Below are 22,445 nucleotides of genomic sequence, written 5' to 3'. Positions count from 1 at the left end.
GCTCATCCGCTAAGCCCTTTCATTTGGCGCATTTACCCCTGCCCCCGGAACAAGCCGGGTATCTTCCGGTCGAAGGGCCGATACCCTGGAGGAAAGGTCGGGATGAAGATATCCGATGGTTTTGACGCTCGTCGCTTGCGCCCCAAGGGCCCGAGCAATTGGCGTCTGCGCTTGGTGGCCGGCATTGCCGCGCTGCTGGCGATTGTAGGTGTGCTGTTGGCGGGCGCCGGTGGCGCTGGTCTGTTTGGCCATTCGCCGGCCCTGGGCGAATTGAATGCCAGCCCGGGCGGTTCTGCCTTGCTGTTGGGCATTGGCCTGCTGGTGCTGTGGTTGGGTGTGTGGTTGTGGCGCCGCAGCCGACGCCGCATGCGGCAGCCGCTGTCGTTGAACATTGCCTCACACCTGATGAAGAAGCACGACTAGTGGCGCTTGGATAGCGTTTCCTGCGCCCGGCCGCCGCGATTTAGGTAAACTGCCCGCCCTTCGCGGAGGCTGACATGCAAGACGACGATTTTTCCCTGTTCAAAAACGAGCTGCGCGGCGTCAAGCCGATCAAGCATGACCGTGCCGACACCGGTAAGCCCAAGACCGATCGCGCGCAGATCGCCAAACTGCGCCAGGCCGCGACCGTGCGCACCGACGCCACCACCGTGGATGGCCTGTCGGACCAGTTCGTCATCGACGTCGGCCCCGAAGACGAGCTGATGTGGGCCCGCGACGGCGTGCAGGAAAGCCAGATGCGCAAGCTCAAGGCCGGCCAGATCCCTTTCGAAGGCAGCCTTGACCTGCACGGCATGACCGTGGAAAAAGCCCGGGAAACCCTATGGGCCTTCCTCGCCGAAGCCACCAAGTTCGAAATCCGCTGCGTGCGCGTTACCCATGGCAAAGCCGTGCGGCTCGACGGTAAGCGGCCAATGATCAAGAGCCACGTCAACACCTGGCTGCGTCAGCACACACAAGTACTCGGCTTCACCTCCTGCCAGGCCCGCCACGGCGGCGCGGGGGCGGTGTATGTGATGCTCAAGCGGACCATGATGGAAGGGCGTGACGAGTAGGTAATTCAACAAAAAGCCCAGCGGATTAGCTGGGCTTTAAAGGAGCCTCTCAGAGGTTCAACTGCCGAAAAGCTCTCTTGCTTTCTTCTCCCTCGCCTGCAAGATCATTTCTTTTTGCAGAGTTATCGCAGCATTGGCGACACAACGGTATACCGCACGCCTTTCCTCCACCGAACCACTTCGAAAAAAATCCGACATCGTGGTTGAAGACGTCCCTATGACTTCTGTGACTTCACCTTTCATAAGGCTACTCCGGTCAAAATTTGCTCAAGTTGGTCTGGATGGAAGGGCTGCCTGACCAGTTCGTCAATTTCCTCGGCCGATAGATCGATGCCAATTTCCGCCTCGCCTCCATCGGTATCTTTAATAAGAACATCGACTTGCAGATGTCCCAGAAACTCTCGCTTCAATCCGCACACTGTCGTCTTTGAGGCATAAAATTGACGGATGAACTCCTTACACGGAATGTTTCGACCTTCTACCGCCTCCCGTGCCAGCACAAACTCCCAGGCAAGCTCAGGTTTTTGATAAACATAAATGATTTGTGCAGACCTGTTTTCCTTATCCAGCGCGCGCTGAATGTTCTTACGAGCCACTGCGAAATTCGCCAACGTCCCGTCCAACAAGAAGGACTGGTTCTGCTGATAAACCAAGTCTATGGTCCGTTCGACGATCAAAGTTACGCCACGTTGAAACAGGCTGGAGTTCGCTCCGTTGTATTCAGGAAAATAAACCCGAAAATCATCGGGGTCTATTCGCAATGCGCTAGTCCCGCCATCCTCCATCAAGCGAATAAAGGATTTAGAGACTTCTGTCTTCCCCGCCCCCGGAGAGCCGGCCATAAATACCGACACTGGGCAGCGTTCACCCGGATATTTAGTCAAGCAGGCCAACTCACGCGCGATACGCGTGCGATTTGCCTTGGCAAGATCAGCGCACGCTCGGAAACACTACGATCCTGCAAGGTCATCAGTTCCTGCCTCTGAACGGAGGTCGACTCTAGCACTGACATCGCCCAGGAATACAACTGTCCGCGTACCTAGGCTACTATGTGCGCCACATTAACTGCTGCCGCTGCATACGGCGCAGCGCTCCATCTTGGTACAGGCATACACCGTACCGTCCTGAAACCCATACGGAAACAGTCCTGTGACACTGGAACAGAATTACACCGCGATCCTCGGCCAACTCGGCGAGGACGTTTCCCGCGAGGGCCTGCTCGACACGCCCAAGCGTGCCGCCAAGGCGATGCAATACCTTTGCCGCGGTTATGAACAGACGCTCGAAGAAGTCACCAACGGTGCCTTGTTCAGTTCCGACAACAGCGAAATGGTGCTGGTCAAGGACATCGAGTTGTACTCGCTGTGCGAACACCACCTGCTGCCGTTCATCGGCAAGGCCCATGTGGCCTATATCCCGAGCGGCAAGGTGTTGGGCCTGTCCAAAGTGGCGCGGATCGTCGATATGTATGCGCGTCGCCTGCAGATCCAGGAAAACCTCAGCCGCCAGATTGCCGATGCCGTGCTGCAGGTGACCGGCGCATTGGGTGTGGCGGTGGTGATCGAGGCTAAGCACATGTGCATGATGATGCGCGGCGTGGAGAAGCAGAATTCGTCGATGATCACTTCGGTGATGCTCGGTGAATTCCGCGAAAACGCAGCCACCCGCAGCGAATTTCTCAGTCTGATCAAGTAAGCGGCTGCGTAGGAAAAGACCGGCGTTCATCGCCGGTTTTTTTTCGCCTGCACAAATCAGGTAAGCTGCGGCCCCTTCTGTGTTGGGCAAGAGGTTTCAGCCATGTTCGTCAAAGCACTTCGAGTGGGCCTCGGCCACGTCATCATCGCGGGCGATTTACTGACCCGTCCCCGTAAAAAGCAGCGCCCCGCCGAGCAACAGGCACAGGTCAACGAAGCGGCCAAGGGCCTGACCCTGTATCAGTTCCACGCCTGCCCGTTCTGCGTGAAGACCCGCCGCACTCTGCATCGCCTGAATGTGCCGGTAGCGCTGAAGGACGCGAAGAACAATGAGCAGGACCGTCAGACCCTGCTGGAGCAAGGCGGCAAGATCAAGGTGCCGTGCCTGCGTATCGAAGAAAACGGCCAGACCACCTGGATGTACGACTCCAAGGTGATCATCGATTACCTGGATAAGCGCTTCGCCGCCGTCTGACAGACTTACCGCCCCTTTGCCGGGGTGAGTTCCAGATCCAGCAGCGCCGAGCCCAGACACTTGCCATGGGCATCCAGGGCCAGCGAGCGGGTCACGCCGCCGCGCAGTATCCCCGGCAGCACGAAATTCAGCGCGTGCACATGGGGCAGTTCATAGCGCCGCACCGGTGCCGCGCCTGGGCCGAGCAACCCGGCGAAAAACTCGGCGACCCGTTCGGCGGTGAGCTGTTCGCACAGCCTTGGGTAATCCTCGGCGCGGTAGGCAATGATCGAGATATTCGACGTATCGCCCTTATCGCCGGTACGGGAATGGGCCAGTGTGTGCAGTTTCATGCCTGAATCCTCGGGTTGACCGCGTCACGGGGCAGCAGCAACGACGCTACCGCCACCACCTGGCGTAGGCTTTTGCTGGCACCGCCGCCGCCGGACGGGCCGTTGGTGTACAGGGTTTCCACCTCGTTGCCGATGCGCACGGCGTCGCTACGCTCTTCACAGCGGGCGGCGACGCGCAGCCGCACTTCCCAGGGCTCCACGCTATTGCGCGGACCGTGCAGCGAGTCGATACCGATCAATTCGGCGCGTACGTCCTGCATCTTCACTCCCATCAATTCAAGACGCTTGAGCACCACATCCCGCGCCAACTGCGCCCGTGCGACAGCGCCGGGGCCGCCGTAGGACATCTGCCCTTCCCCGATCCAGCCATCCAGATAGCCCACGCTGACCTTCAACTGCGACGGACGCCCACGGCCATCGGCGCCTTGGGCCCGAACGCGATCCACACCCTCGTCGACAAAGCTCACCTTGGAAAAGTCCGCAATCACGTCGGGGGTGAGATAGGCCGCCGGGTCATGCACCTCATAGATCAATTGCTCGGTGCAAGTGGCGCGGCTGACCCGCCCACCGGAACCCGCGACCTTGGTAATCACCGCGCTGCCCTCTGCATCGATCTCGGCCAACGGGAAGCCGAGCCGCGCCAAATCCTCCACGTCCTTGAACCCCGGATCGGCGAAATAGCCGCCGCTGACCTGTCCTGCACATTCGAGCAAGTGCCCCACCAGGGTGCCCCGGCCCAGGCGCGGCCAATCGTCCGCGGCCCAGCCGAATTCAAACATCTGCGGCGCAAGGAACAACGACGGGTCGGCCACACGCCCGGTGATCACCACATCGGCCTCGGCGCGCAGGGCCTCAAGGATCCCATCGACACCCAGGTAGGCGTTCGCCGAGATGACTCGCGCGCCGAGTGAGGCAAGGGTCTGGCCGTTATCCAGCACCTGCTCGGGGCGTAGCAGCGGCAATACGTCGTCGCCGACCACCGCCACAACGTTGAGGTCCAGGCCCAGTTCATCGGCGATGCGCCGTACGTGTTCGGCCGCCGACAGCGGGTTGGCCGCGCCCATATTGGTGATCACCCGCAAACGCCGGCGCCCCGGCTGCGCGCCGACAAACGGCAGCACCCGGCGCATGCGCTCGCCCAGCAGCGGGTCGTAGCCGCCCTGGGGATCGCTGATGCGTGCTTGTTGGGCCAGGGCGATGGTGCGTTCGGCCAGGCATTCAAAAACCAGGTAATCCAAGTCGCCGTGCTCGGCCAGTTCCACGGCCGGTTCAATGCGGTCGCCGGAATAGCCGGCGCCGGAACCGATGCGCAAGGTGTTCATGTCAGATCACTCCCAAAAGCAACGCGGTCAGGGTCATCAACACTGACGCGGCAAACAGAAACGGAATGGTGAAGCGCTGGTGATCGGCCAGTTCGATCTTGCACAGGCCCACCAACAGGAAGGTCGCCGGGGTCAGCGGGCTGACCGGGAAACCGGTGGTGTGCACGCCCAGCAGCGAGGCCTGGGCCACTTGCAGGGGGTCCACGCCGAGGGCCTTGCCGACTTCGGCGATCACCGGCATCACGCCGAAATAGTAGGAATCGGGGTCGAACAGCATGCTCAGGGGCATGGATATGAAGCCCACCACCGCCGGGATCAGCTTGCCGTGGCCCGCCGGAATCTGCGCCACCGCCACTTCGGCGATGGCCTTGAGCATGCCGGTGCCCTGCATGATGCCGGTGAACACCCCGGCGGCGAGCAGGATACTGGCCATGGTCAAGGCGGTTTTCGCATGGGCGTCGATGCGCGCACGCTGGGCGTCCACGTTCGGGTAATTGATGCACAGCGCCACGACGGTGCCGAGCATGAACATCACCACCGGGTCGACCCAACCGGCAATCATCACCACCATCACCAGCACGGTCAGGATCAGGTTGAGCCAGAACAGCCGTGGGCGCCGCAGCTTGAGGTCGTCCTCGCTGAGTACGCGTTGCGGCACGGCGTCTACCGTCGAACCGGCGCCCAGGCCCAGACGTTTTTCTTCGCGCCGGCCCAGCCACCAGGCGCAGGCGAACACAAAGATCAGCCCCACGATCTGCACGGGAATCAGCGGTTGGAACAAGTCCGCCACCGGCACATGCAGCGCGGCCGAAGAGCGCAGTACCGGGCCGGTCCACGGCAAAAAGTTGACCCCGGCGGCCATGGCGCACACACACGCGAGGATGCGTTTGTCGATGCCCAGCCGCGTATAGAGCGGCAACATCGCCGGCACCGTCACCAGGAAGGTCACCGCACCGGAGCCGTCCAGGTGCACCAGCAGCGCGAGGGTCGCGGTGCCGACGACAATCCGTGTAGGGCGCGTGCCCACCGTGCGCAGGATGCGGTCAATGATGGGGTCGAGCATGCCTGCGTCGGTCATGATCCCGAAAAACAGGATGGCGAATACGAACATCCCCACAACAGGCGCGACGTTCTTGATGCCGGTGATGATAAAGGCACTGGTTTGCAGGCCGAACCCGCCGAGCAGCGCGGCGATGATCGGCAAAGCGATCAAAGCCACCAGTGGCGAGAGGCGTTTGCTCATGACGGCAATGAGCAGGCACAGGATGGTAATGACACCCAGGGTAGCGAGCATGGGGACTCCAGAGCGGCCTTTGCTGGCCGGTTATTGTTTTCCACGGAGTATTGGAAGCGCGGTAGTCTTTGTAAATTGGAATATTCAGCCCGGCATGTTCGGAAAAACAAAACGATGAAAAATTCGATCCAGCATATCCAAGCGTTTCTCACCGTCGCGCGCACCGGCAGCTTTACCAAGGCCGCCAGCGAACTGAACCTCTCGCCGTCGGCGCTCACCGTGCAAGTGCAGCAATTGGAAGAGTGGCTGGGCATCGCCCTGCTCGACCGCAGCCCGCGCCACGTCAGCCTCACCCCCGCCGGGCAGGAAGCTCGCGGCCCGATGGAAAAACTGTTGCTGGACCTGGATAACATTGTCACCGGCTCGCGCGACCTCGCCGCGTTGCGCCGGGGCGTGGTCACCATTGCCGCCCTGCCCTCGGTGTGCGCCGGTAGCCTGCCCCCGGCGCTGCGTCTGTTCCGCGAGCGCTTTGCCGGGATCGACGTGCGTCTGCACGACGTGGTGGCCCATCGCATTCATGCCCAGGTGCGCGCCGGCGACGTGGACTTTGGCATCGGCGTGCGGGCGCGCTTAAGCCATGGCCTGGATTTCGTGCCGGTGCTCAATGACCGCCTGTGTGCGTTTGTGCCGCTGGATCATCCCTTCGCGGCTTTGCCACGCTTGTCCCTGGAGCAACTGGCGGACCAGCCGATCATCCTCACCGGCCGTGACAGCAGTGTGCGCGAGCAGGTGGACGCGCTGTTCGACCAGACGCGGCTGAGCATGACGGCCGGCATGGAGGCTAACTACATGTCGACGGTGCTGGCCTTGGTGCGTCAGGGATTGGGGATCAGTGTGTTGCCGGAATCGGCGGCAGATAGTTTGGAGGGGTTACAGCGGATCGCCATCGATCATCCCGGGGTAAGCCGGGAGATCGGCCTGATCAGTCGCAGCGGCACAACGCTGAGCCCGGCGGCGCAGCGCTGTTTCGACCTGCTGAGCGATGAGTTATCTGACACCTCATCGAACTGAATGGAGTGATCAGTCCAGCATCGCCACATGCTTGGGATGACTGGCCACCCGTGCCAGCCAGGCCTGCACCGCCGGGTACGGCGCCAGATCGAAGCCGCCTTCGTGGGCCACATGGGTGTAGGCATACAGCGCGATATCGGCAATCGAATACTGCTCGCCCACCAGATATGGCGTGGCTTGCAGTTGGCGTTCCATCACCCGCAGCGCCTTGTAGCCGCCCTTATGGGTGGTTTTGTATTCCTCCAAGCGATCTTCCGGCATGTTCAGGTAGTACTGGATAAACCGCGCCACGGCGATGTAAGGCTCGTGGCTGTACTGCTCGAAGAACTGCCATTGCAGCACCTGGGTGCGCAAGCGCGGCTCGGTGGGCAGAAACTCACTGCCGTCGGCGAGGAAGTTGAGGATCGCGTTGGATTCCCACAGGCAGGTGCCGTCTTCCAGTTCCAGCACCGGGATTTTGCCGTTGGGGTTCTTGGCCAGGAATTCGGCGGTCTGGGTGTCGCCGTTGAGGATGTCGACATTCACCCATTCATACGGGATGCCCAGCAGGTTGAGCATCAGTTTGACCTTGTAGCAGTTGCCCGAGCGGTAATCGCCATAAACCTTGTACATGGGGTTCCCCTTATGCCGCTTGCGCGTGCTGTGCTTGACGGATCACGGCGGCCAGACGCATCAGACCTTCGTCCAGGCGGGACGGGTCGATATGGCTGAAATTGAGCCGCAGTGAGCCCAGGTGCTGGTCCGGCTCGGAAAAGAACGGTTCGCCGGGCATAAAGGCGACGTTCTGAGCGAGCGCGGGCGCCAACAAAGTGCGGGTATCGAGCGGCTGTTTCAAGGTCAGCCAGAAGAATAATCCGCCCTGGGGCACCTGCCAGTCGGCGAGTTCGCTGAAATGCCGTTCCAGTGCGGCCTGAAACCCATCGCGGCGCTCGCGGTAAAAACGGCGCAGTTCAGCCAGGTGCTGCTGATAATTTGGCGTGCCGATCCACTGCATCGCCTGCCACTGGCCCACGCGATTGGTGTGCAGATCCGCCGATTGCTTAAGCTTGAGCAGGTGCGGGAACAGGTCGGGGCTGGCAATCAGGTAACCGACGCGCAGGCCCGGCAGCAGGGTTTTGGACACGGTGCCGGTGTAGATCCAACTGGCCTTGTGCAGGCGGCTGACGATGGGCCGCGCGCTGGCGCCGTCGAAGGTCAGTTCGCGGTAGGGTTCGTCTTCGATCAGGGTCACGCCGAATTCGTCGAGCAACGTGGCGACAGCGTCGCGCTTGGCCTCGCTATAGCGCACCGCCGACGGGTTCTGGAAGGTGGGGATCAAGTAGATGAACGCCGGGCGATGACGCTCAAGCTTGGCGCGCAACGCGGCCAGGTCGGGGCCGTCGTCCTCCAGGGGCACAGTGAGGCAATCGGCGCCGAACAGCTGGAAGATCTGCAACGCGGCCAGGTAGGTCGGGCCTTCGAGCAGGATGGGCGTGCCTTGATCGATATACAGCTTGGCCGCCAGGTCCAGGGTCTGCTGGGACCCGCTGACCACCAGCACCTGGCTGGCCTGGCACGGCACGCCCAGGGCGCGCGCTTCGGCCGCCAGCAATTCCCGCAACTGCGGCTCGCCTTCGCTCATGCCGTATTGGCCGATGTTCAATGGCATGTCATCCCACTTCAACGCCGGCAGCATGCTTTCGGCCGGCAGCCCGCCAGCGAACGACATCACTTCCGGGCGCTGCGCCGCGGCGAGGATTTCACGGATCAAGGAGCTTTTAAGGCGCGTAACACGTTCGGAGAAGGCCATAAGGTCACCGCTGGCGAAGACTGTAGGAAATACGTCAAACTGGTTGACCGAAATTACGACAGCTCACCTGGATACGTCAACATGCTTGACCTTAAAAACCCAAACAGCCAGCAGCAAGCCATGGAAGCGTTTTTCTTCGGCTACCAGGCGTTCACCGCCAAGGCCGATGAAATGCTCGAACGTCGCGGCCTGAGCCGGGTACATCAGCGCATTGTATTTTTTATCGCCCGCTACCCGGCCCTGAGCGTGACGCAGTTGCTCGCATTGCTGGGGGTGAGCAAGCAGGCGCTGAACATGCCGTTGCGCCAACTGCAGGAAATGCACTTGGTGAGCAGCGTGGCGTCGCAGACCGATAAGCGCAAACGCCTGCTGGAGCTCAGCGAAGACGGTCGACGGTTCGAACAATCCCTGCGCCGCGAGCAGGTGAAGTTGCTGCAGCGCGCCTTCAGTGAAGCCGGTGAAGAGGCGGTGAAAGGCTGGCTGGCGGTGAATATGGCGCTGAGCGCGAAAAACTAGAGGTTTGCCTTTCATTCCTTTCGCACACAAAATGGAAAACATTATTTGCTTTCTTTGTATACAAAAGCATAATTCGCTTCGTGCGAGTTCCTGACCTATTAGTCAACAAAACCCGCCAGTAACCTCACAGCGCCCTGCGCTGGCCATAACAATAAAATGCTTGAGGAGTACTCGCTGTGGATAGCCGCAAATCCGAAGCCCCTACGCTGGACCTGTCACCCGCCTCCCAAGGCGGTTGGCTGGAACGTCTGTTCAAACTGCGCATGCATGGCACCACAGTGAAGACCGAGCTGATCGCCGGCCTCACCACCTTTATCACCATGGCCTACATCATCTTCGTCAACCCCAACATCATGGCCGATGCCGGCATCGATCACGGTGCGGCCTTTGTCGCCACCTGCATCGCCGCCGCCCTCGGTTGCCTGCTGATGGGCCTGTACGCCAACTGGCCGGTGGGCCTGGCACCGGGCATGGGTTTGAATGCGTTTTTCACCTACACCGTGGTCGGCACCATGGGCTATCACTGGGAGACCGCCCTGGGTGCGGTGTTTATCTCCGGGGTGCTGTTTATGCTGCTGACGCTGTCGCGCATCCGCGAGTGGCTGCTCAACAGCATCCCGGTCAGCCTGCGGCATGCCATGGGCGCCGGTGTCGGTCTGTTTCTTGGGGTGATCGGCCTGAAAACCGCCGGCATCATCGTCGACAGCCCGGCCACCCTGATCAAGCTCGGGTCGCTGCACGAGCCGGCACCCCTGCTGGCGGCGGTGTGCTTTTTGCTGATTGCGATCCTCAGCTACCACCGCGTGTTCGGCGCGATTCTGATCAGCATCATTGCCGTGACCCTGGCCGGTTGGGGCCTGGGCCTGGTGCATTACAACGGCATCCTGTCCACCCCGCCGAGCCTGGCGCCGACCTGGATGGCGATGGACGTCAAAGGCGTGTTCAACGTCAGCATGATCAGCGTGGTGTTCGCCTTTCTGTTTGTGCACATGTTCGACACCGCCGGCACCTTGATGGGCGTCGCGCAACGGGCCGGGCTGGTGAATGCCGATGGCAAGATCGATAACCTGTCCCGCGCCCTCAAGGCCGACAGCGCCTCCAGCGTGTTTGGGGCCATGGTCGGTGTGCCGCCGGTGACCAGTTACGTGGAAAGCGCTGCCGGCGTGGCCGCCGGTGGGCGCACCGGATTGACCGCCGTGACCGTGGGCGTGCTGTTTGTGGCGGCGATGTTTTTTGCGCCACTGGCCGGCATGATTCCGGCCTACGCCACCGCCGGCGCGCTGATCTATGTCGCGATGCTGATGATGGCGAGCATGGCCCATATCAACTGGGACGAAGCCACCGACAGCATTCCGGCGATTGTCACGGCGATCATGATGCCGCTGACGTTTTCTGTGGCCGACGGTATCGCCCTGGGCTTTATCACGTATGTGGCACTCAAGGCCGGCACCGGCAAATACCGTGAAATATCCATCAGCCTGTGGGTGCTGTGCGCAATTTTCATCGCCAAATTCGTTTTCCTGTAACCCAGGCAAACGGCGATAACCGCCTCACCTTCGGGTGGGGCTTTTGCATGAAGGGAGGAATGTAATGAGCGTGGAAACCTGGCTGCTGTTCAGCGGCGCTGCCTTGATCGTGATCCTGATTCCGGGCCCGCTGTCACTGCTGATGATCAGCAACAGCCTCAACTACGGCCTGCGCCGCTCGTATCCGGCGTTTCTGGGCGGGGTGTTCGCCTCGATCTGCCTGCTCAGTGCGTCGGCGCTGGGTCTGGGGGCGCTGCTGCTGGCGTCCGAGCAATTGTTCAGCGCATTGAAAATCGTCGGCGCGCTGTACCTGTTCTACCTGGCCTGGCAAAGCTGGCAGCAATCGCGCCTGCCGTCCCAAGGCGCGGTGGTGCCGGACGCGGTGCCGGTGCCGCGTTTTCGCGCGTTGTTCGGGCGAGCCTTTGTGCTGGGCGCCAGCAACCCCAAGGACATCCTGTTTTTCGCCGCCTTCCTGCCGCAGTTTCTCAGCAGCCAGCAGGCGTTCCTGCCGCAATTGCTGATCATGATCGCCACCTGGACCGTACTCGACTTGCTCTGCAAGTTGGCCTACGGCCTCGGCGCCCATGGCGCGGCGCGCTACCTGCGCACCGGCAAGGGCCAGAGCTGGTTCAACCGCTTCAGCGCCGGGCTGTTCGGCGGTGCCGGCGCGGTCTCCCTGCTCAAGGGCTAGTAAGCTGAGGCTTGATGAAATACACGGTGGGGGGAAGGTTGCCTTTGACCGGCCACTGAACGCCCCCCACCATCGTCACCAAGCGCTCGCTGCCCATTGCATCGTTGACCAGACGATGCACCTCTGACGTAGGATGAAGGGTCAGCTGTTTGGCGACCGATTCCTTCGACAGCCTGGGAACGCCCGCAACGCTGCCTGATTCAAGCCATTGGGTCGACAGGTAATACACGTTGTCGGAGCGCTCATGGGTACACACCCACACGAAATGCTCCCGCCCGCCATGGGTTTTCTTCATCGACCTGAGCACAAAGCCTTGTGCCTCCAACACTTGTCTGATTGTGGCCTGCTGCGCCTGCCCTCGCTCACGCAAGAGCACATCCTTTGCCTGCTTCTTCTGCAACGCACCGAGCGACGCGGAAACAGGCGCCTTGAGTGACGCCGCCAAGGGGGTGGGCGGCTGGAAATCCACGCGCGAGAAGCCAGGCGCCTTGCCTTCGAACCCGATGAAAAAGGCTTGTTTGCCCGAGGGTTCGGCCGGGCGCAGGAGTTTGAACAGGTCATCGGTCTGGCCCCCGGCCGCAATCCAGCCGTCCAGGGTTGCGCGCACGTTCAACAGGTGCGTGGCCGACGCCGTGCGGCCGGTGTCCGCCAGTTCAATCAAGCGCTGGCCGGCGAAACGTCGGCTGGCCAGGGTCATGCCGGGAAACACCTGGGCCACGGATTGCTCCAGCGGGCGGTCGAACAACGGGCGATGCAGTTGCCAACGCTTTTCGGCGTTCAGGGTCGCCGGAATCGGTTGCTCGTGGAGCTGGCTGTTGAGCCAACGCTCGATATCGTCGACAGCCCGAGAGAAAAGTGGGTTGTCTTTCGTCAGGAAAATAATCTGGTCGAGGGGCGCGTTGCTGCCCTGGGGCAGCAACCGGTAGTAGTGGCCGTCGATCCTGACTACGTAGTAGTTGCGCTCCTGCAACGACGGCGAAGAAGAAACCGACTTGAAGGGCGGATGGGGCAACGCGACTTCAGGCTGCATCGGCACCAGAAACACCCCATGCCCGGACGGCGCTTCCGGCAACTGCGCAACGATATTGGCATGCCAATCGCGCCACGCCACCTGGGGGCCCGGCGATTGACGCACGGCGGTTTCGGTGGCGCCGCGCGCAGGTGGCGACCAGGCGACCGGCGTGTCAGACCGCCACGGACTGAGCACTCCAGAGCTGGGGCCGGCCACCGGAGCGTCCGCACCCAGCAGCCATTCACCGGGCGCGTAAATCGTCAGGATCAGTTCATCCTGACCCGACCCGTCCTGGTTTTTCAGGCGCAAAAACTGCTCGTCGCCGCGTCGGTAAACCGGGTAGCGGTCCTCGCCTACCACCATGAACGGCTCACCATGTTTGACGTACAAGCCTTTTTCACCGGGCCCACTGAGCGGCACGGCGTCGGCTGGCACGCCCGGTTTCCTGAATCGCTCCAGCAGTTTGAGCTGCCCAGCGGGAGAAGCCGACCGGCCCAGCCGAGGCACCCGGCCAACCTCGACGAGCGTCGTGCGATGCAGGCGGTTCAGACCTATCCCCATGGAGCGTAGCGGTACGCCCTTGCGCGCTTTTGGCCCAGGCATAACGCTCAGTATCAGATCCACCAGCAGGAATACCGCGCCAAATGCCACATCCACCGCATCCCGTGGGTCACCGCTATGGTGATAACGCCGTGCCGCCAACAACACCTCGTAGAGCTGGTTCACCAAGCCGAACCAGGGCACGAAAAGCGACAGCAATGCCCGGTCGCGGCGGTCTTTTTCCGCTTGCAAGCGTTGGGTGCGGTACTTTTCCAGGGTTTTACCGGAGTGGCTGCCGGCCTGGGCCTGACGATGCAGTTCAAGCACCCGCGCCTGGTACAACAGGGCCTGGGCATCGCACTGGGAGGTGGGCACCAATGCCAACCAGTTCAAGGGATCGCTGGCGATCTGCTCAAGGGTCTGCGCTTCGGCTTCCGCGGCCAGCGCCGTCGGCTCCTGATGCTTGACACTGAACGAGCGCACAAACTCGGCGCCGCGCCAGAGCCCTTGCAACATGACGTACCCCGGCAACAGATACACCGCCTGGAACTGCGGCGGCTGCGCGCAGGCTTCGTCAGGCGTGTGCGCGATGGCTTCGAATGCCCAGCCGGGTGCGATGTGCCGCGCCAAGGCTTTGGTATTAGGCGGTACTGCGCCGATGCGATTCAGATATTCCCGCGCCAGTTGCAGGCTGCTGTGCTCACTGATGGCATTGCCATCCGGCGCAGCGGGCCAGTAAACCACGCAGCCTTGGGACAGCAGGTCGTGAATCATCACGATGCCGGCAATGTAGCGATCGTGCTGCAACGTGTGGCCCACCAGATGCACCACATACAGTTGCAGGTGATAGCCCTGCTGGCGCAAGTCGTTCGGCGTGCGCGCCGCCATGGCCAGGCTGAACAGGCGCTGAGCGCTGGGCGTCAGCCCCTGTTGAGTCGCCGAATACAGGTGCGCGTCAGCGCCTGTGACCAGCGCGCGCCTGAGCAAGGTGGGCACGCGCCCCTCAGTCAAGCGCCGTGGCGCCTCGTCGCGCGGGTAAAACACTCCATTGATCAGCGCCTCATACCGACCGCCGATATCCAGCGAGGAGACCATGGCGATCAGGTAGGGCGGACTCAGCAGCCCCTTCCATTCGGGCTTCAGGTACTGTGCAAATCTAAATCGCCACCAAGTGGGCAACATCTGGGGGTCGAGGTTATGCAGCGCCAGTTGCAGCAAAGTGAACTGAGTGCGCCCGGTGCTGGGAGTGAGGATTTCCTTGCGATCGCCCACACTGCAGGTGGCATCTGCACTACAGAAACGACCGTCGACATGGTCGGGCATTTCGATAAACGGCGTGTCGATGTCCACCGCCGGAGGGAGGCCGTCCTCGCGTAAACGGGCAATAAGTACGCGGCGGGCGAAGCTGGGCAAATCCGGCAGGCACTGTTCCATACGTGCCTGCAGGGCAAAAGTGCTGCTCAGGTAGTGGCCTTGCAGGCGTTTGAATCGGTCGAGCTGCGCGGCCGACGCCTCTTTCAGCCACGCCGGCAGTGTGGGCTGCGCGCCCATCGCCTGGCGCACCAGATCGACATGGGCCCGCGCCCGCCCCCGCGCTGCGCTGGCCGGAGCCGTGAGCTGCTGCGCCAGCTCTTGGGCCAGCAACAGACCGCTCAGGTGCACATCGCTGACTTCACTGAATACCGGGGGAGTGCGCCCGATCCCTCGGTACACGCGCATATAACCCTTGAGCAGCCGCTTGAGCGCGAACAGCAGCGGGTCGCCGTCGATGGGGGCATAGCTCACGGCCAGAGTCTGCCCGGCCACCGCTGCGCGCACCGCACCACGGTGCTGGCGATCGACGTACTGCCACATCAGTGACGCGTCACGGCTGGCGAAACTGGCCTTGACCCCCTCGGTCAGCGCGCCGAGACGAGCAAAGCTCGCCACCCCACCCTCCTGTCCGAACGCGCACAACAGCACCGGCGCACGTCGCTGCGGATCGTCGAGGGCCGCCGCCTCGGTCACCACAAACAGGCCATGCAGCGGCTCGCCGCCCACTCGCACTGACAACACCCGGGCTTGACTGCCCTCACGCTGACGGGCCAGCGGAGCGTCCAGCACCTCACGCAGCAGGTCGCGATGGGGGGTGCGCAGCAAGCGCAGCCGGTGCTGCAACTGAACCTCGTCACGCAGCAGCTCGCGCCAGACAGCGATAAAGCATGCCACCCGCCGGGCCGTACCGTCGGCGCGCGCGGCCCAGAACGCCACGTCGAACAGTTTCAATTGAGCATCGTGCAGCAGCGTGCGCAGGCCGTTAGCGTGACCGTTGAGTTGGTTTTCCAGCGTGACTGATTCCTGCCAGGCCGGGGTGTCCTGGCCGGGGTCGTGGGGGTCCAGCAGCGCAGTCAGGCCCTTCTCATAACGCTTGACCTGCTGCTGCACGGTGTTCAACGCCAGGTCCGGCGCCGTGCTGGCGAAATTGATTTCCTGACGGCGACGCTGCTGGTCCCAGTCCAACAGCTCGCGGCGGATTGGTCCCAGGCGCGACTTGCCGATGCTGTGACGCCGGCCCCGCTCGATCTGGGCGAGAAACCGCGACTTATCGGTCACAGCCGGCCGCCGCGCAGCGGAAAACACCTGCGCAAGGTTGATCGACACGGCACAGGCCAACTCGTTTTCCCATTGCCCGTCGCGAATCGCCAGGGCGCTGAGAGCCAAGGCATCGCCATGCAGCGCCGAGCCGCGAGCCGCTGTCACCGCCATGCCGGATTGACACAGCTCGTGTCGACGTCGCAACGGCAGGCATTGCCACAGGTCGTCAAATACCGTGCTGCGGATCAGCGCGACCAGGCCGCACTGCAACTGAGCGAAGGACGGATACTCGTAAAAGGGGCGATTCAGCCCCGGCAGATACATCACATGGGGCATGCCCACCGGGTCGCCTTGCCGGTAGAGATGCAACGCACCGGGGATGGGCATCAGTCGCGGCCCCACTCCCGGCCACATCAATTGGCAGGCCTGTACGCTGGCCCACTGCTGCCCCGCACGTTGGCGGGCTTCGGCGGTCGGTGCGTCCACCAGGGCCTGGACCATGACCGCACCAGCGCTGGACAGCTCGTCCAATTGCCGCGCCACCAGCGCCCGGTCGGCGAACAATTGCCTGTGGAGTTCCACCCAGCGCTCCTCGCGGGTCTGCCAGGAACCCGTGGCAAGGGTCCGCCAGTACTCGGTCTGAGCGGTGTTGAGGCGCTCGAACAACTTGAGTGCGACAACTCGCTGCAGTGCTTCCAGCACTGTGAACGGTAAACGGCGCGTCGGCTCGTCCTTGAGGCTGAGGGCGGTGAATTGATTGATATTGAGCGGTACCGACGGCAGCACGAGCAACTGTAGGGCCCGATCGGTCAAGCACTCCACCTTGCTCGCGGTGGCCGGCGGCAAGGGTTCGGTGAACAGCAACGTGTCCGGGTCCAGATCGAAGGCCTGGCGCAGGGCGGCGCGAATTAATCGCAGCACCTTGGGCGCGCGCGCAATCAGGCCTGACACGCGGCGTGCCGCGTCGGCGCAGCGCAGATCGGCCGTCGCCAGCTGGTTGATCAGACGGCTGGGATGGGGGCTGCTGTTGATCCGCTGGGTCAGCTGGGCGCGCAGGGCCTGGCGCGCTTCGTGGGCGGCACGGGCCGGGTCGTCCGCCTCGGCAGGCAAGGCGGTAGGGTCGTCGTTGAGTGAGGTCACGGCGGTATCTTCGTCGAGGAAAACACCTAGCCTAGGCAGGGCCAAGCTCGCGCAGGCGCTAGATAATTGAACGCCGCCCGAGCAAAAAAAAGCCCGCAGTGTGAGCGGGCGAAAAACCAACGAAGAGCTTTGGGGGTGTGAAGCGCGGGGACGACTCAGCTACCGCGGTAGGTGGAATAGCTGTAAGGCGAAATCAGTAAGGGCACATGGTAGTGATCCTGTTCGGCGCTGATGCCGAAGCGCAGCACCACCACGTCCAGAAAGGCCGGCTCCGGCAGTTGTACGCCGCGGGCGCGGTAGTAGTCACCGGCGCTGAACTGCACCTGGTAGACGCCGCTGCGATAGTCGTCGCCCTGCAGCAATGGCGCGTCGCAACGGCCGTCGCTGTTGGTCACGGCGCTGGCCACCAGTTCCAGCTGCGTGCCTTCGACGCGGTACAGTTCAACCTTGATTGCGCTGCCGGGGCAGCCGTGGGCCGCGTCGAGTACGTGTGTGGTCAGTCGTCCCATGGATCGGGGCTCCGTTCAGTCGAGTGAGAAAGGCCGCACCTTTTCAGGGCGAAAAAAAACGGCGATGGCTGATTAAGACACTTTTGATAAAAATTGTACACAATAAAAACCACAAAATTTTCAGCACGCTCCTCAGCGCTTTTCGCGCAGGTGAATCCTCGGTAAACCTTGCGTTTAAAAGGACTGCTATACATTTACTGACCAACCGGGCAAGTTTCTTGCAGGGTTAAGCGGTGCAGATGGCTTGGAAAAAATGCGGAAATACAGGCTTACAAAGTGACCGGCAAGTTGTATACAATCAGCCCATCGCTGTGACGCCACCCAGTCTTTCCGCTGGCCGCCACGCACTTGTTACCACGCACAAGAAGGAAGACTGCAGTGAGCGCTGACTACCCACGCGACCTGATCGGTTACGGCAGTAACCCTCCTCACCCCCACTGGCCAGGCAAGGCGCGCATTGCCTTGTCGTTCGTACTCAACTACGAAGAAGGCGGTGAACGCAACATCTTGCACGGCGATAAAGAGTCGGAGGCGTTCCTTTCGGAAATGGTCTCGGCCCAGCCGCTGCAAGGCGAACGCAATATGAGCATGGAGTCGCTGTACGAATACGGCAGCCGTGCCGGCGTGTGGCGCATCCTCAAGTTGTTCAAAGCATTCGATATCCCGCTGACCATCTTCGCCGTAGCCATGGCCGCCCAGCGTCACCCGGACGTGATCCGCGCCATGGTCGCCGCCGGCCACGAGATCTGCAGCCACGGTTACCGCTGGATCGACTACCAATACATGGACGAGGCCCAGGAACGCGAGCATATGCTCGAAGCCATCCGCATCCTCACCGAACTGACCGGCGAACGCCCGCTGGGCTGGTACACCGGGCGCACCGGCCCCAACACGCGGCGGCTGGTGATGGAGGAAGGCGGGTTTCTCTACGACTGCGACACCTACGACGACGACCTGCCCTACTGGGAACCCAACACCCCCACCGGCAAGCCGCACCTGGTGATCCCCTACACCCTGGACACCAACGATATGCGCTTCACCCAGGTGCAGGGCTTCAACAAGGGCGATGACTTTTTCGAGTACCTCAAGGATGCGTTCGACGTGCTTTACGCCGAAGGCGCCGAGGCGCCGAAAATGCTCTCCATCGGCCTGCATTGCCGCCTGATCGGTCGCCCGGCGCGCCTGGCCTCGCTCAAACGCTTTATCGAATACGCCAAAAGCCACGAACAGGTGTGGTTCACTCGCCGCGTCGATATCGCCCGTCACTGGCAAGCCACCCACCCGTACAAGGGAGCGGCAAAATGACTGCGTTCCAAACCCTGCAACCCTCGACCTTGAGCCGTGACGCCTTCGTCCGCGCCTTTGCCGATATCTACGAACATTCGCCATGGGTGGCCGAAAAGGCCTTCGACCTGGGCCAGGACGCGTCGATCGATCAGATCGAAACCCTGCACCAGCGCATGAGCGATATCCTGTTGAGCGCTGATCACGCCAGTCAACTGGCGCTGATCAACGCTCACCCGGACCTGGCCGGCAAAGCCGCCGTCCAGGGCCAACTGACCGAAGCCAGCACTAACGAACAGGCCGGCGCCGGTATTCACCAATGCACGGCCGAAGAGTTTTCTCGCTTCACCGAGCTGAACGAAGCCTACAAAGCCAAGTTCAAGTTTCCCTTCATCATGGCGGTAAAAGGCAGCAACCGGCATCAGATACTCGCCGCGTTCGAAACGCGCATTCACAACTCGGCGGACGCCGAGTTCAAGTGCGCGCTGGACGAGATCAACAAGATCGCGTTGTTCCGTTTACTGACCCTCTAAACACCATCCCCAGCCACTCTATCTAAGGCAGACAAGAAGAATGAAATCTTACGCCGTACCTTTCGAAAAGTTCGTCAACCTGGCCGACGCCCGCTTGGGCACCAAGATCATCTCCGTGACCGATGACTGGTTCGCCGACGCCAACCGCCTGTTCCAGCCGACCCCGGCCGTGTGGAAGGAGGGCGTGTTCGATGACAACGGCAAGTGGATGGACGGCTGGGAGTCGCGCCGCAAGCGCTTCGAAGGCTACGACAGCGCGGTAATCCGCCTGGGCGTGCCGGGCTCGATCAAAGGCGTGGACATCGACACTTCATTCTTCACCGGCAACTACCCGCCGTCGGCCTCCCTGGAAGCCTGCTTCCTGGCCTCTGGCGAGCCGGACGAAAATACCCAGTGGACCGAAGTGCTGTCGGCCGTCGAGCTGCAGGGCAACAGCCACCACTACCATGAGATCAACAACGACCAGGCGTTCAGCCACCTGCGTTTCAACATCTACCCGGATGGCGGCGTGGCGCGTCTGCGTGTGTACGGCGTGCCGTTCCGGGATTGGTCGGCGGTGGGCGACAACGAACAGGTCGACCTGGCCGCGGCGCTCAACGGCGGCCGCGCCCTGGCGTGCTCCGACGAACACTTCGGCCGCATGAGCAACATCCTCAACCCAGGCCGTGGCATCAACATGGGCGACGGCTGGGAAACCGCGCGTCGCCGCACGCCAGGCAATGACTGGGTGATCGTCGCCCTGGGCCATCCGGGCGAGATCGAGAAGATCATCGTCGACACCCTGCACTTTAAGGGCAACTACCCGGATACCTGCTCGATCCAAGGTGCTTTCGTAAAAGGCGGCACCGACAGCCAGATCGAAACCCAGTCGCTGTTCTGGCGCGAACTGCTGCCGGCGCAGAAGCTTGAAATGCATGCCGAACACACCTTCGCCGAGCAGATCAAGGCGCTGGGGCCGATTACCCATATCCGCCTGAACGTATTCCCGGATGGGGGTGTAAGCCGCCTGCGCGTGCTGGGCAAGGTCGCTAAATAAGCGGTGAACCCAATCGCGGGCAAGCCCGCTCCCACAGGGGAATGCATTCCAAATGTGGGAGCGGGCTTGCCCGCGATAGCAATAGACCAGACAACACAGAACTCGGATAAGAAGACAGCCATGCGCACACTAGTGATCGAACCCCTGACCAAAGAAGCCTTCGCCCCTTTCGGAGACGTTATCGAAACCGACGGCAGCGATCACTTCATGATCAACAACGGGTCGACCATGCGCTTTCACAAATTGGCCACGGTCGAAACCGCAAAGCCGGAAGACCACGCCATCATCAGCATCTTCCGCGCCGACGCGCAGGACATGCCGCTGACCGTGTGCATGCTGGAGAGACACCCGCTGGGCAGCCAGGCTTTCATTCCGCTGCTCGGCAACCCCTTTCTGATCGTGGTCGCGCCACTTGGCGATGTACCTGTATCGGGCTTGGTCCGCGCCTTCGTCACCAACGGCAGGCAGGGCATTAATTACCATCGCGGCGTCTGGCACCACCCGGTGCTGACGATCGAAAAGCGGGATGACTTCCTGGTGGTTGATCGCAGTGGCACAGGTAATAACTGCGATGAGCATTTTTTCCAAGAGGATGAGCGGTTGATCCTCGCCCCCCACCAATAAGAGAAGGTCTGATCACCCGACAACAAGGGTGACAGGCGAGAGGTAAAGACTGTGGAAGCACATCTGTTGGAATGGCTGAACCTGAGCGTGCGCTGGGTTCACATGATCACTGGCGTCGCCTGGATCGGCGCTTCGTTCTACTTCGTCTGGCTGGAAAACAACCTCAACCGCGTCAACCCCAAGGACGGCCTGGCCGGCGACTTATGGGCGATCCACGGTGGCGGTATCTACCACCTGGAAAAATACAAACTGGCCCCGCCGACCATGCCGGACAACCTGCACTGGTTCAAATGGGAAGCCTATTTCACTTGGATGTCGGGCGTCGCGCTGCTGTGCGTGGTGTTCTATTCCAACCCGACCTTGTACCTGCTGGCGCCGGGCAGCAGCCTCAGTGGTCCGCAAGGCGTGTTGCTGGGCATCGGCTCGCTGTTCGCCGGCTGGTTCATCTACTCCTTCCTCTGCGACTCGGCCCTGGGCAAGCGCCCTGCCCTGCTTGGTTTCATCCTGTTCGTACTGTTGATTGCCGCCGCGTATGGCTTCAGCCAAGTGTTCAGCGGGCGCGGCGCCTACCTGCATGTAGGTGCGGTGATCGGCACCATCATGGTGGGCAACGTGTTCCGCATCATCATGCCGGCGCAGCGCGCGCTGGTGGCGGCCATCGCCGAGAACCGCACACCGGACCCGGCGCTGCCGGCCAAGGGCCTGCTGCGCTCGCGTCATAACAACTATTTCACCTTGCCGGTGCTGTTCATCATGATCAGCAACCACTTCCCGAGCACCTACGGCAGCCATTACAACTGGCTGATCCTGGCCGGTATCGCGGTGGCGGCGGTGTTGGTGCGGCATTACTTCAACACCCGGCACAACAGCCAGAAGTACGCGTGGACCCTGCCGGTTGGCGCGCTGGCGATGATCTGCCTGGCTTATGTGACCGGTCCCAAGCCGGCCGAACCGATTGCCAAGGCGCCGGCGGCCATCGAGTACCAACCGTTGCCGGAAACCGCCTTGGGCGGTGGCTTGAAACCTGCCGCGCCTGCGGCAACCGAACCCGCTGCCGCACCTGCACCGGCCCAGGCGACCATTGATTTCGACAAGGTCCACGGAGTGATCCAGGAACGCTGCGCCGTGTGCCATTCGGCCAAGCCCACCAGCCCGTTGTTCAGCACCGCGCCGGCGGGCGTGATGTTCGATACACCGGCGCAGATCCAGCAACAAGCGGCACGCATCCAGGCCCAGGCTGTGGCCAGCCAGATCATGCCACTGGGCAACATCACTCAGATGACCCAGCAGGAGCGCGACCTGATCGGCACCTGGATCAACCAGGGGGCGCATACCAACTAACAGCCTGGTGCGACTCCAAAATGTGCGAGGGGGCTTGCCCCCGATAGCGGTATGTCATTCAAAACATCAGTGACTGAACCAACGCAATCGGGGGCAAGCCCCCTCCCACAGATGACTTGCAGTGGTTTAGAGATTGCGTTCCACACA

General features: G+C 61.8%; 22 protein-coding genes. 13 read left to right on the top strand and 9 right to left on the bottom strand.

From position 1 onward, the window contains the following. Positions 1–102: 102 nt before the first annotated feature. Together QRN41_RS05835 and QRN41_RS05830 are read left to right on the top strand one after the other, a co-directional pair. Positions 103–423 (top strand): hypothetical protein, encoded by a 321-nt coding sequence (locus QRN41_RS05835; protein ID WP_034099345.1) that lies wholly within the window; start codon positions 103–105, stop codon positions 421–423. Between the two features lie 74 nt (positions 424–497). Beyond that, positions 498–1,055 carry a Smr/MutS family protein gene (locus QRN41_RS05830; protein WP_034114655.1) on the top strand — a complete coding sequence of 186 codons (558 nt, stop codon included), beginning with the start codon at positions 498–500 and terminating at the stop codon, positions 1,053–1,055. Positions 1,056–1,112: 57 nt separating this feature from the next. On the opposite strand, the gene QRN41_RS05825 is transcribed toward QRN41_RS05830, so the two are convergent. Both QRN41_RS05825 and QRN41_RS05820 read right to left on the bottom strand, forming a co-directional pair. Further along, on the bottom strand, positions 1,113–1,298 hold the full coding sequence (locus QRN41_RS05825; protein WP_213632275.1) for a hypothetical protein: 186 nt from the start codon (positions 1,296–1,298) through the stop codon (positions 1,113–1,115). Beyond that, the gene (locus QRN41_RS05820; RefSeq protein WP_285421308.1) at positions 1,295–1,939 is read right to left on the bottom strand and encodes a zeta toxin family protein; all 645 of its coding nucleotides are present in this window, start codon (positions 1,937–1,939) and stop codon (positions 1,295–1,297) included. Before QRN41_RS05820 ends, QRN41_RS05825 begins: the two co-directional genes overlap by 4 nt. Before the next feature lie 265 nt (positions 1,940–2,204). Between QRN41_RS05820 and folE the strand changes: the two genes are divergently transcribed. Continuing rightward, the gene (gene folE / locus QRN41_RS05815) at positions 2,205–2,750 is read left to right on the top strand and encodes a GTP cyclohydrolase I FolE (protein WP_003175229.1); all 546 of its coding nucleotides are present in this window, start codon (positions 2,205–2,207) and stop codon (positions 2,748–2,750) included. Between the two features lie 102 nt (positions 2,751–2,852). Continuing rightward, positions 2,853–3,224: a glutathione S-transferase N-terminal domain-containing protein gene (locus QRN41_RS05810; protein WP_034114659.1), complete on the top strand. Its 372-nt coding sequence runs from the start codon at positions 2,853–2,855 to the stop codon at positions 3,222–3,224. 5 nt (positions 3,225–3,229) lie between these two features. Here the strand turns inward: QRN41_RS05810 and QRN41_RS05805 are convergent, their stop codons facing one another. The 3 genes from QRN41_RS05805 to QRN41_RS05795 are packed head-to-tail and all read right to left on the bottom strand — an operon-like array spanning position 3,230 to position 6,172. Next, positions 3,230–3,556: an AtuA-related protein gene (locus QRN41_RS05805; RefSeq protein WP_034099357.1), complete on the bottom strand. Its 327-nt coding sequence runs from the start codon at positions 3,554–3,556 to the stop codon at positions 3,230–3,232. Continuing rightward, complete coding sequence (locus QRN41_RS05800; RefSeq protein WP_285421307.1) at positions 3,553–4,878, bottom strand: acyclic terpene utilization AtuA family protein; 1,326 nt, start codon at positions 4,876–4,878, stop codon at positions 3,553–3,555. The genes QRN41_RS05805 and QRN41_RS05800 overlap by 4 nt, the downstream gene beginning before the upstream one ends. Before the next feature lies 1 nt (position 4,879). After that, positions 4,880–6,172 carry a CitMHS family transporter gene (locus tag QRN41_RS05795; RefSeq protein WP_034099360.1) on the bottom strand — a complete coding sequence of 431 codons (1,293 nt, stop codon included), beginning with the start codon at positions 6,170–6,172 and terminating at the stop codon, positions 4,880–4,882. A gap of 114 nt (positions 6,173–6,286) precedes the next feature. Here QRN41_RS05795 and QRN41_RS05790 point away from each other — a divergent pair, with 114 nt between their 5' ends. Beyond that, positions 6,287–7,183 carry a LysR family transcriptional regulator gene (locus QRN41_RS05790; RefSeq protein WP_167418074.1) on the top strand — a complete coding sequence of 299 codons (897 nt, stop codon included), beginning with the start codon at positions 6,287–6,289 and terminating at the stop codon, positions 7,181–7,183. 9 nt (positions 7,184–7,192) lie between these two features. On the opposite strand, the gene QRN41_RS05785 is transcribed toward QRN41_RS05790, so the two are convergent. Next, positions 7,193–7,795, bottom strand: coding sequence for a glutathione S-transferase family protein (locus QRN41_RS05785; RefSeq protein ID WP_034099363.1), 603 nt, complete (start codon positions 7,793–7,795; stop codon positions 7,193–7,195). A gap of 10 nt (positions 7,796–7,805) precedes the next feature. After that, positions 7,806–8,972: an aminotransferase-like domain-containing protein gene (locus tag QRN41_RS05780; protein ID WP_285421306.1), complete on the bottom strand. Its 1,167-nt coding sequence runs from the start codon at positions 8,970–8,972 to the stop codon at positions 7,806–7,808. Between the two features lie 81 nt (positions 8,973–9,053). Between QRN41_RS05780 and QRN41_RS05775 the strand changes: the two genes are divergently transcribed. The 3 genes from QRN41_RS05775 (at position 9,054) to QRN41_RS05765 (ending at position 11,705) form a co-directional block, all read left to right on the top strand. Continuing rightward, a complete protein-coding gene (locus QRN41_RS05775) occupies positions 9,054–9,488 on the top strand; it encodes a MarR family winged helix-turn-helix transcriptional regulator (protein WP_034114667.1) in 435 nt (144 codons plus the stop codon). Between the two features lie 263 nt (positions 9,489–9,751). Then, entirely contained in the window at positions 9,752–11,014 is a 1,263-nt protein-coding gene (locus QRN41_RS05770) for an NCS2 family permease (protein WP_371263967.1), read from the top strand. A 64-nt stretch (positions 11,015–11,078) separates the two neighbouring features. After that, positions 11,079–11,705, top strand: coding sequence for a LysE family translocator (locus tag QRN41_RS05765; protein ID WP_034138799.1), 627 nt, complete (start codon positions 11,079–11,081; stop codon positions 11,703–11,705). On the opposite strand, the gene QRN41_RS05760 is transcribed toward QRN41_RS05765, so the two are convergent. Together QRN41_RS05760 and uraH are read right to left on the bottom strand one after the other, a co-directional pair. Further along, a complete protein-coding gene (locus QRN41_RS05760) occupies positions 11,695–16,971 on the bottom strand; it encodes a dermonecrotic toxin domain-containing protein (protein ID WP_285421305.1) in 5,277 nt (1,758 codons plus the stop codon). The two genes, QRN41_RS05765 and QRN41_RS05760, sit on opposite strands and share 11 nt — an antisense overlap. A 155-nt stretch (positions 16,972–17,126) precedes the next feature. Then, positions 17,127–17,480 (bottom strand): hydroxyisourate hydrolase, encoded by a 354-nt coding sequence (gene uraH / locus QRN41_RS05755; protein ID WP_034099376.1) that lies wholly within the window; start codon positions 17,478–17,480, stop codon positions 17,127–17,129. A gap of 378 nt (positions 17,481–17,858) precedes the next feature. On the opposite strand from uraH, the gene puuE reads away from it, so the two are divergent. The 5 genes from puuE to QRN41_RS05730 all read left to right on the top strand — a co-directional run bounded on the left by puuE (position 17,859) and on the right by QRN41_RS05730 (position 22,298). Then, a complete protein-coding gene (gene puuE, locus QRN41_RS05750; RefSeq protein ID WP_034099379.1) occupies positions 17,859–18,785 on the top strand; it encodes an allantoinase PuuE in 927 nt (308 codons plus the stop codon). Then, a complete protein-coding gene (gene uraD, locus QRN41_RS05745; RefSeq protein WP_034099380.1) occupies positions 18,782–19,297 on the top strand; it encodes a 2-oxo-4-hydroxy-4-carboxy-5-ureidoimidazoline decarboxylase in 516 nt (171 codons plus the stop codon). Before puuE ends, uraD begins: the two co-directional genes overlap by 4 nt. 40 nt (positions 19,298–19,337) lie before the next feature. Beyond that, positions 19,338–20,333, top strand: a complete 996-nt coding sequence (alc, locus tag QRN41_RS05740; protein ID WP_034099382.1) for an allantoicase — start codon at positions 19,338–19,340, stop codon at positions 20,331–20,333. A 120-nt stretch (positions 20,334–20,453) separates the two neighbouring features. Beyond that, positions 20,454–20,957 carry an ureidoglycolate lyase gene (locus QRN41_RS05735; protein ID WP_034099384.1) on the top strand — a complete coding sequence of 168 codons (504 nt, stop codon included), beginning with the start codon at positions 20,454–20,456 and terminating at the stop codon, positions 20,955–20,957. Between the two features lie 51 nt (positions 20,958–21,008). Then, positions 21,009–22,298 (top strand): urate hydroxylase PuuD, encoded by a 1,290-nt coding sequence (locus QRN41_RS05730; RefSeq protein ID WP_034099386.1) that lies wholly within the window; start codon positions 21,009–21,011, stop codon positions 22,296–22,298. Positions 22,299–22,445: the final 147 nt, after the last annotated feature.

This window comes from Pseudomonas sp. efr-133-TYG-23, from assembly GCF_030209215.1.
Taxonomy (GTDB): Bacteria; Pseudomonadota; Gammaproteobacteria; order Pseudomonadales; family Pseudomonadaceae; genus Aquipseudomonas; species Aquipseudomonas rhodesiae.
This window is presented reverse-complemented; position numbering and strand designations above follow the sequence as displayed.

Excerpts from the sequence above, each read along its gene's own strand:
- QRN41_RS05825 (WP_213632275.1), bottom strand. The coding sequence starts at position 1,298 with ATGAAAGGTGAAGTCACAGAAGTCATAGGGACGTCTTCAACCACGATG.
- QRN41_RS05800 (WP_285421307.1), bottom strand. The coding sequence starts at position 4,878 with ATGAACACCTTGCGCATCGGTTCCGGCGCCGGCTATTCCGGCGACCGC.
- QRN41_RS05790 (WP_167418074.1), top strand. The coding sequence starts at position 6,287 with ATGAAAAATTCGATCCAGCATATCCAAGCGTTTCTCACCGTCGCGCGC.
- QRN41_RS05810 (WP_034114659.1), top strand. The coding sequence starts at position 2,853 with ATGTTCGTCAAAGCACTTCGAGTGGGCCTCGGCCACGTCATCATCGCG.
- QRN41_RS05780 (WP_285421306.1), bottom strand. The coding sequence starts at position 8,972 with ATGGCCTTCTCCGAACGTGTTACGCGCCTTAAAAGCTCCTTGATCCGT.
- uraD (WP_034099380.1), top strand. The coding sequence starts at position 18,782 with ATGACTGCGTTCCAAACCCTGCAACCCTCGACCTTGAGCCGTGACGCC.
- QRN41_RS05785 (WP_034099363.1), bottom strand. The coding sequence starts at position 7,795 with ATGTACAAGGTTTATGGCGATTACCGCTCGGGCAACTGCTACAAGGTC.
- QRN41_RS05775 (WP_034114667.1), top strand. The coding sequence starts at position 9,054 with ATGCTTGACCTTAAAAACCCAAACAGCCAGCAGCAAGCCATGGAAGCG.
- QRN41_RS05830 (WP_034114655.1), top strand. The coding sequence starts at position 498 with ATGCAAGACGACGATTTTTCCCTGTTCAAAAACGAGCTGCGCGGCGTC.
- uraH (WP_034099376.1), bottom strand. The coding sequence starts at position 17,480 with ATGGGACGACTGACCACACACGTACTCGACGCGGCCCACGGCTGCCCC.
- alc (WP_034099382.1), top strand. The coding sequence starts at position 19,338 with ATGAAATCTTACGCCGTACCTTTCGAAAAGTTCGTCAACCTGGCCGAC.
- QRN41_RS05770 (WP_371263967.1), top strand. The coding sequence starts at position 9,752 with ATGCATGGCACCACAGTGAAGACCGAGCTGATCGCCGGCCTCACCACC.
- QRN41_RS05765 (WP_034138799.1), top strand. The coding sequence starts at position 11,079 with ATGAGCGTGGAAACCTGGCTGCTGTTCAGCGGCGCTGCCTTGATCGTG.
- QRN41_RS05735 (WP_034099384.1), top strand. The coding sequence starts at position 20,454 with ATGCGCACACTAGTGATCGAACCCCTGACCAAAGAAGCCTTCGCCCCT.
- QRN41_RS05795 (WP_034099360.1), bottom strand. The coding sequence starts at position 6,172 with ATGCTCGCTACCCTGGGTGTCATTACCATCCTGTGCCTGCTCATTGCC.
- QRN41_RS05805 (WP_034099357.1), bottom strand. The coding sequence starts at position 3,556 with ATGAAACTGCACACACTGGCCCATTCCCGTACCGGCGATAAGGGCGAT.
- QRN41_RS05835 (WP_034099345.1), top strand. The coding sequence starts at position 103 with ATGAAGATATCCGATGGTTTTGACGCTCGTCGCTTGCGCCCCAAGGGC.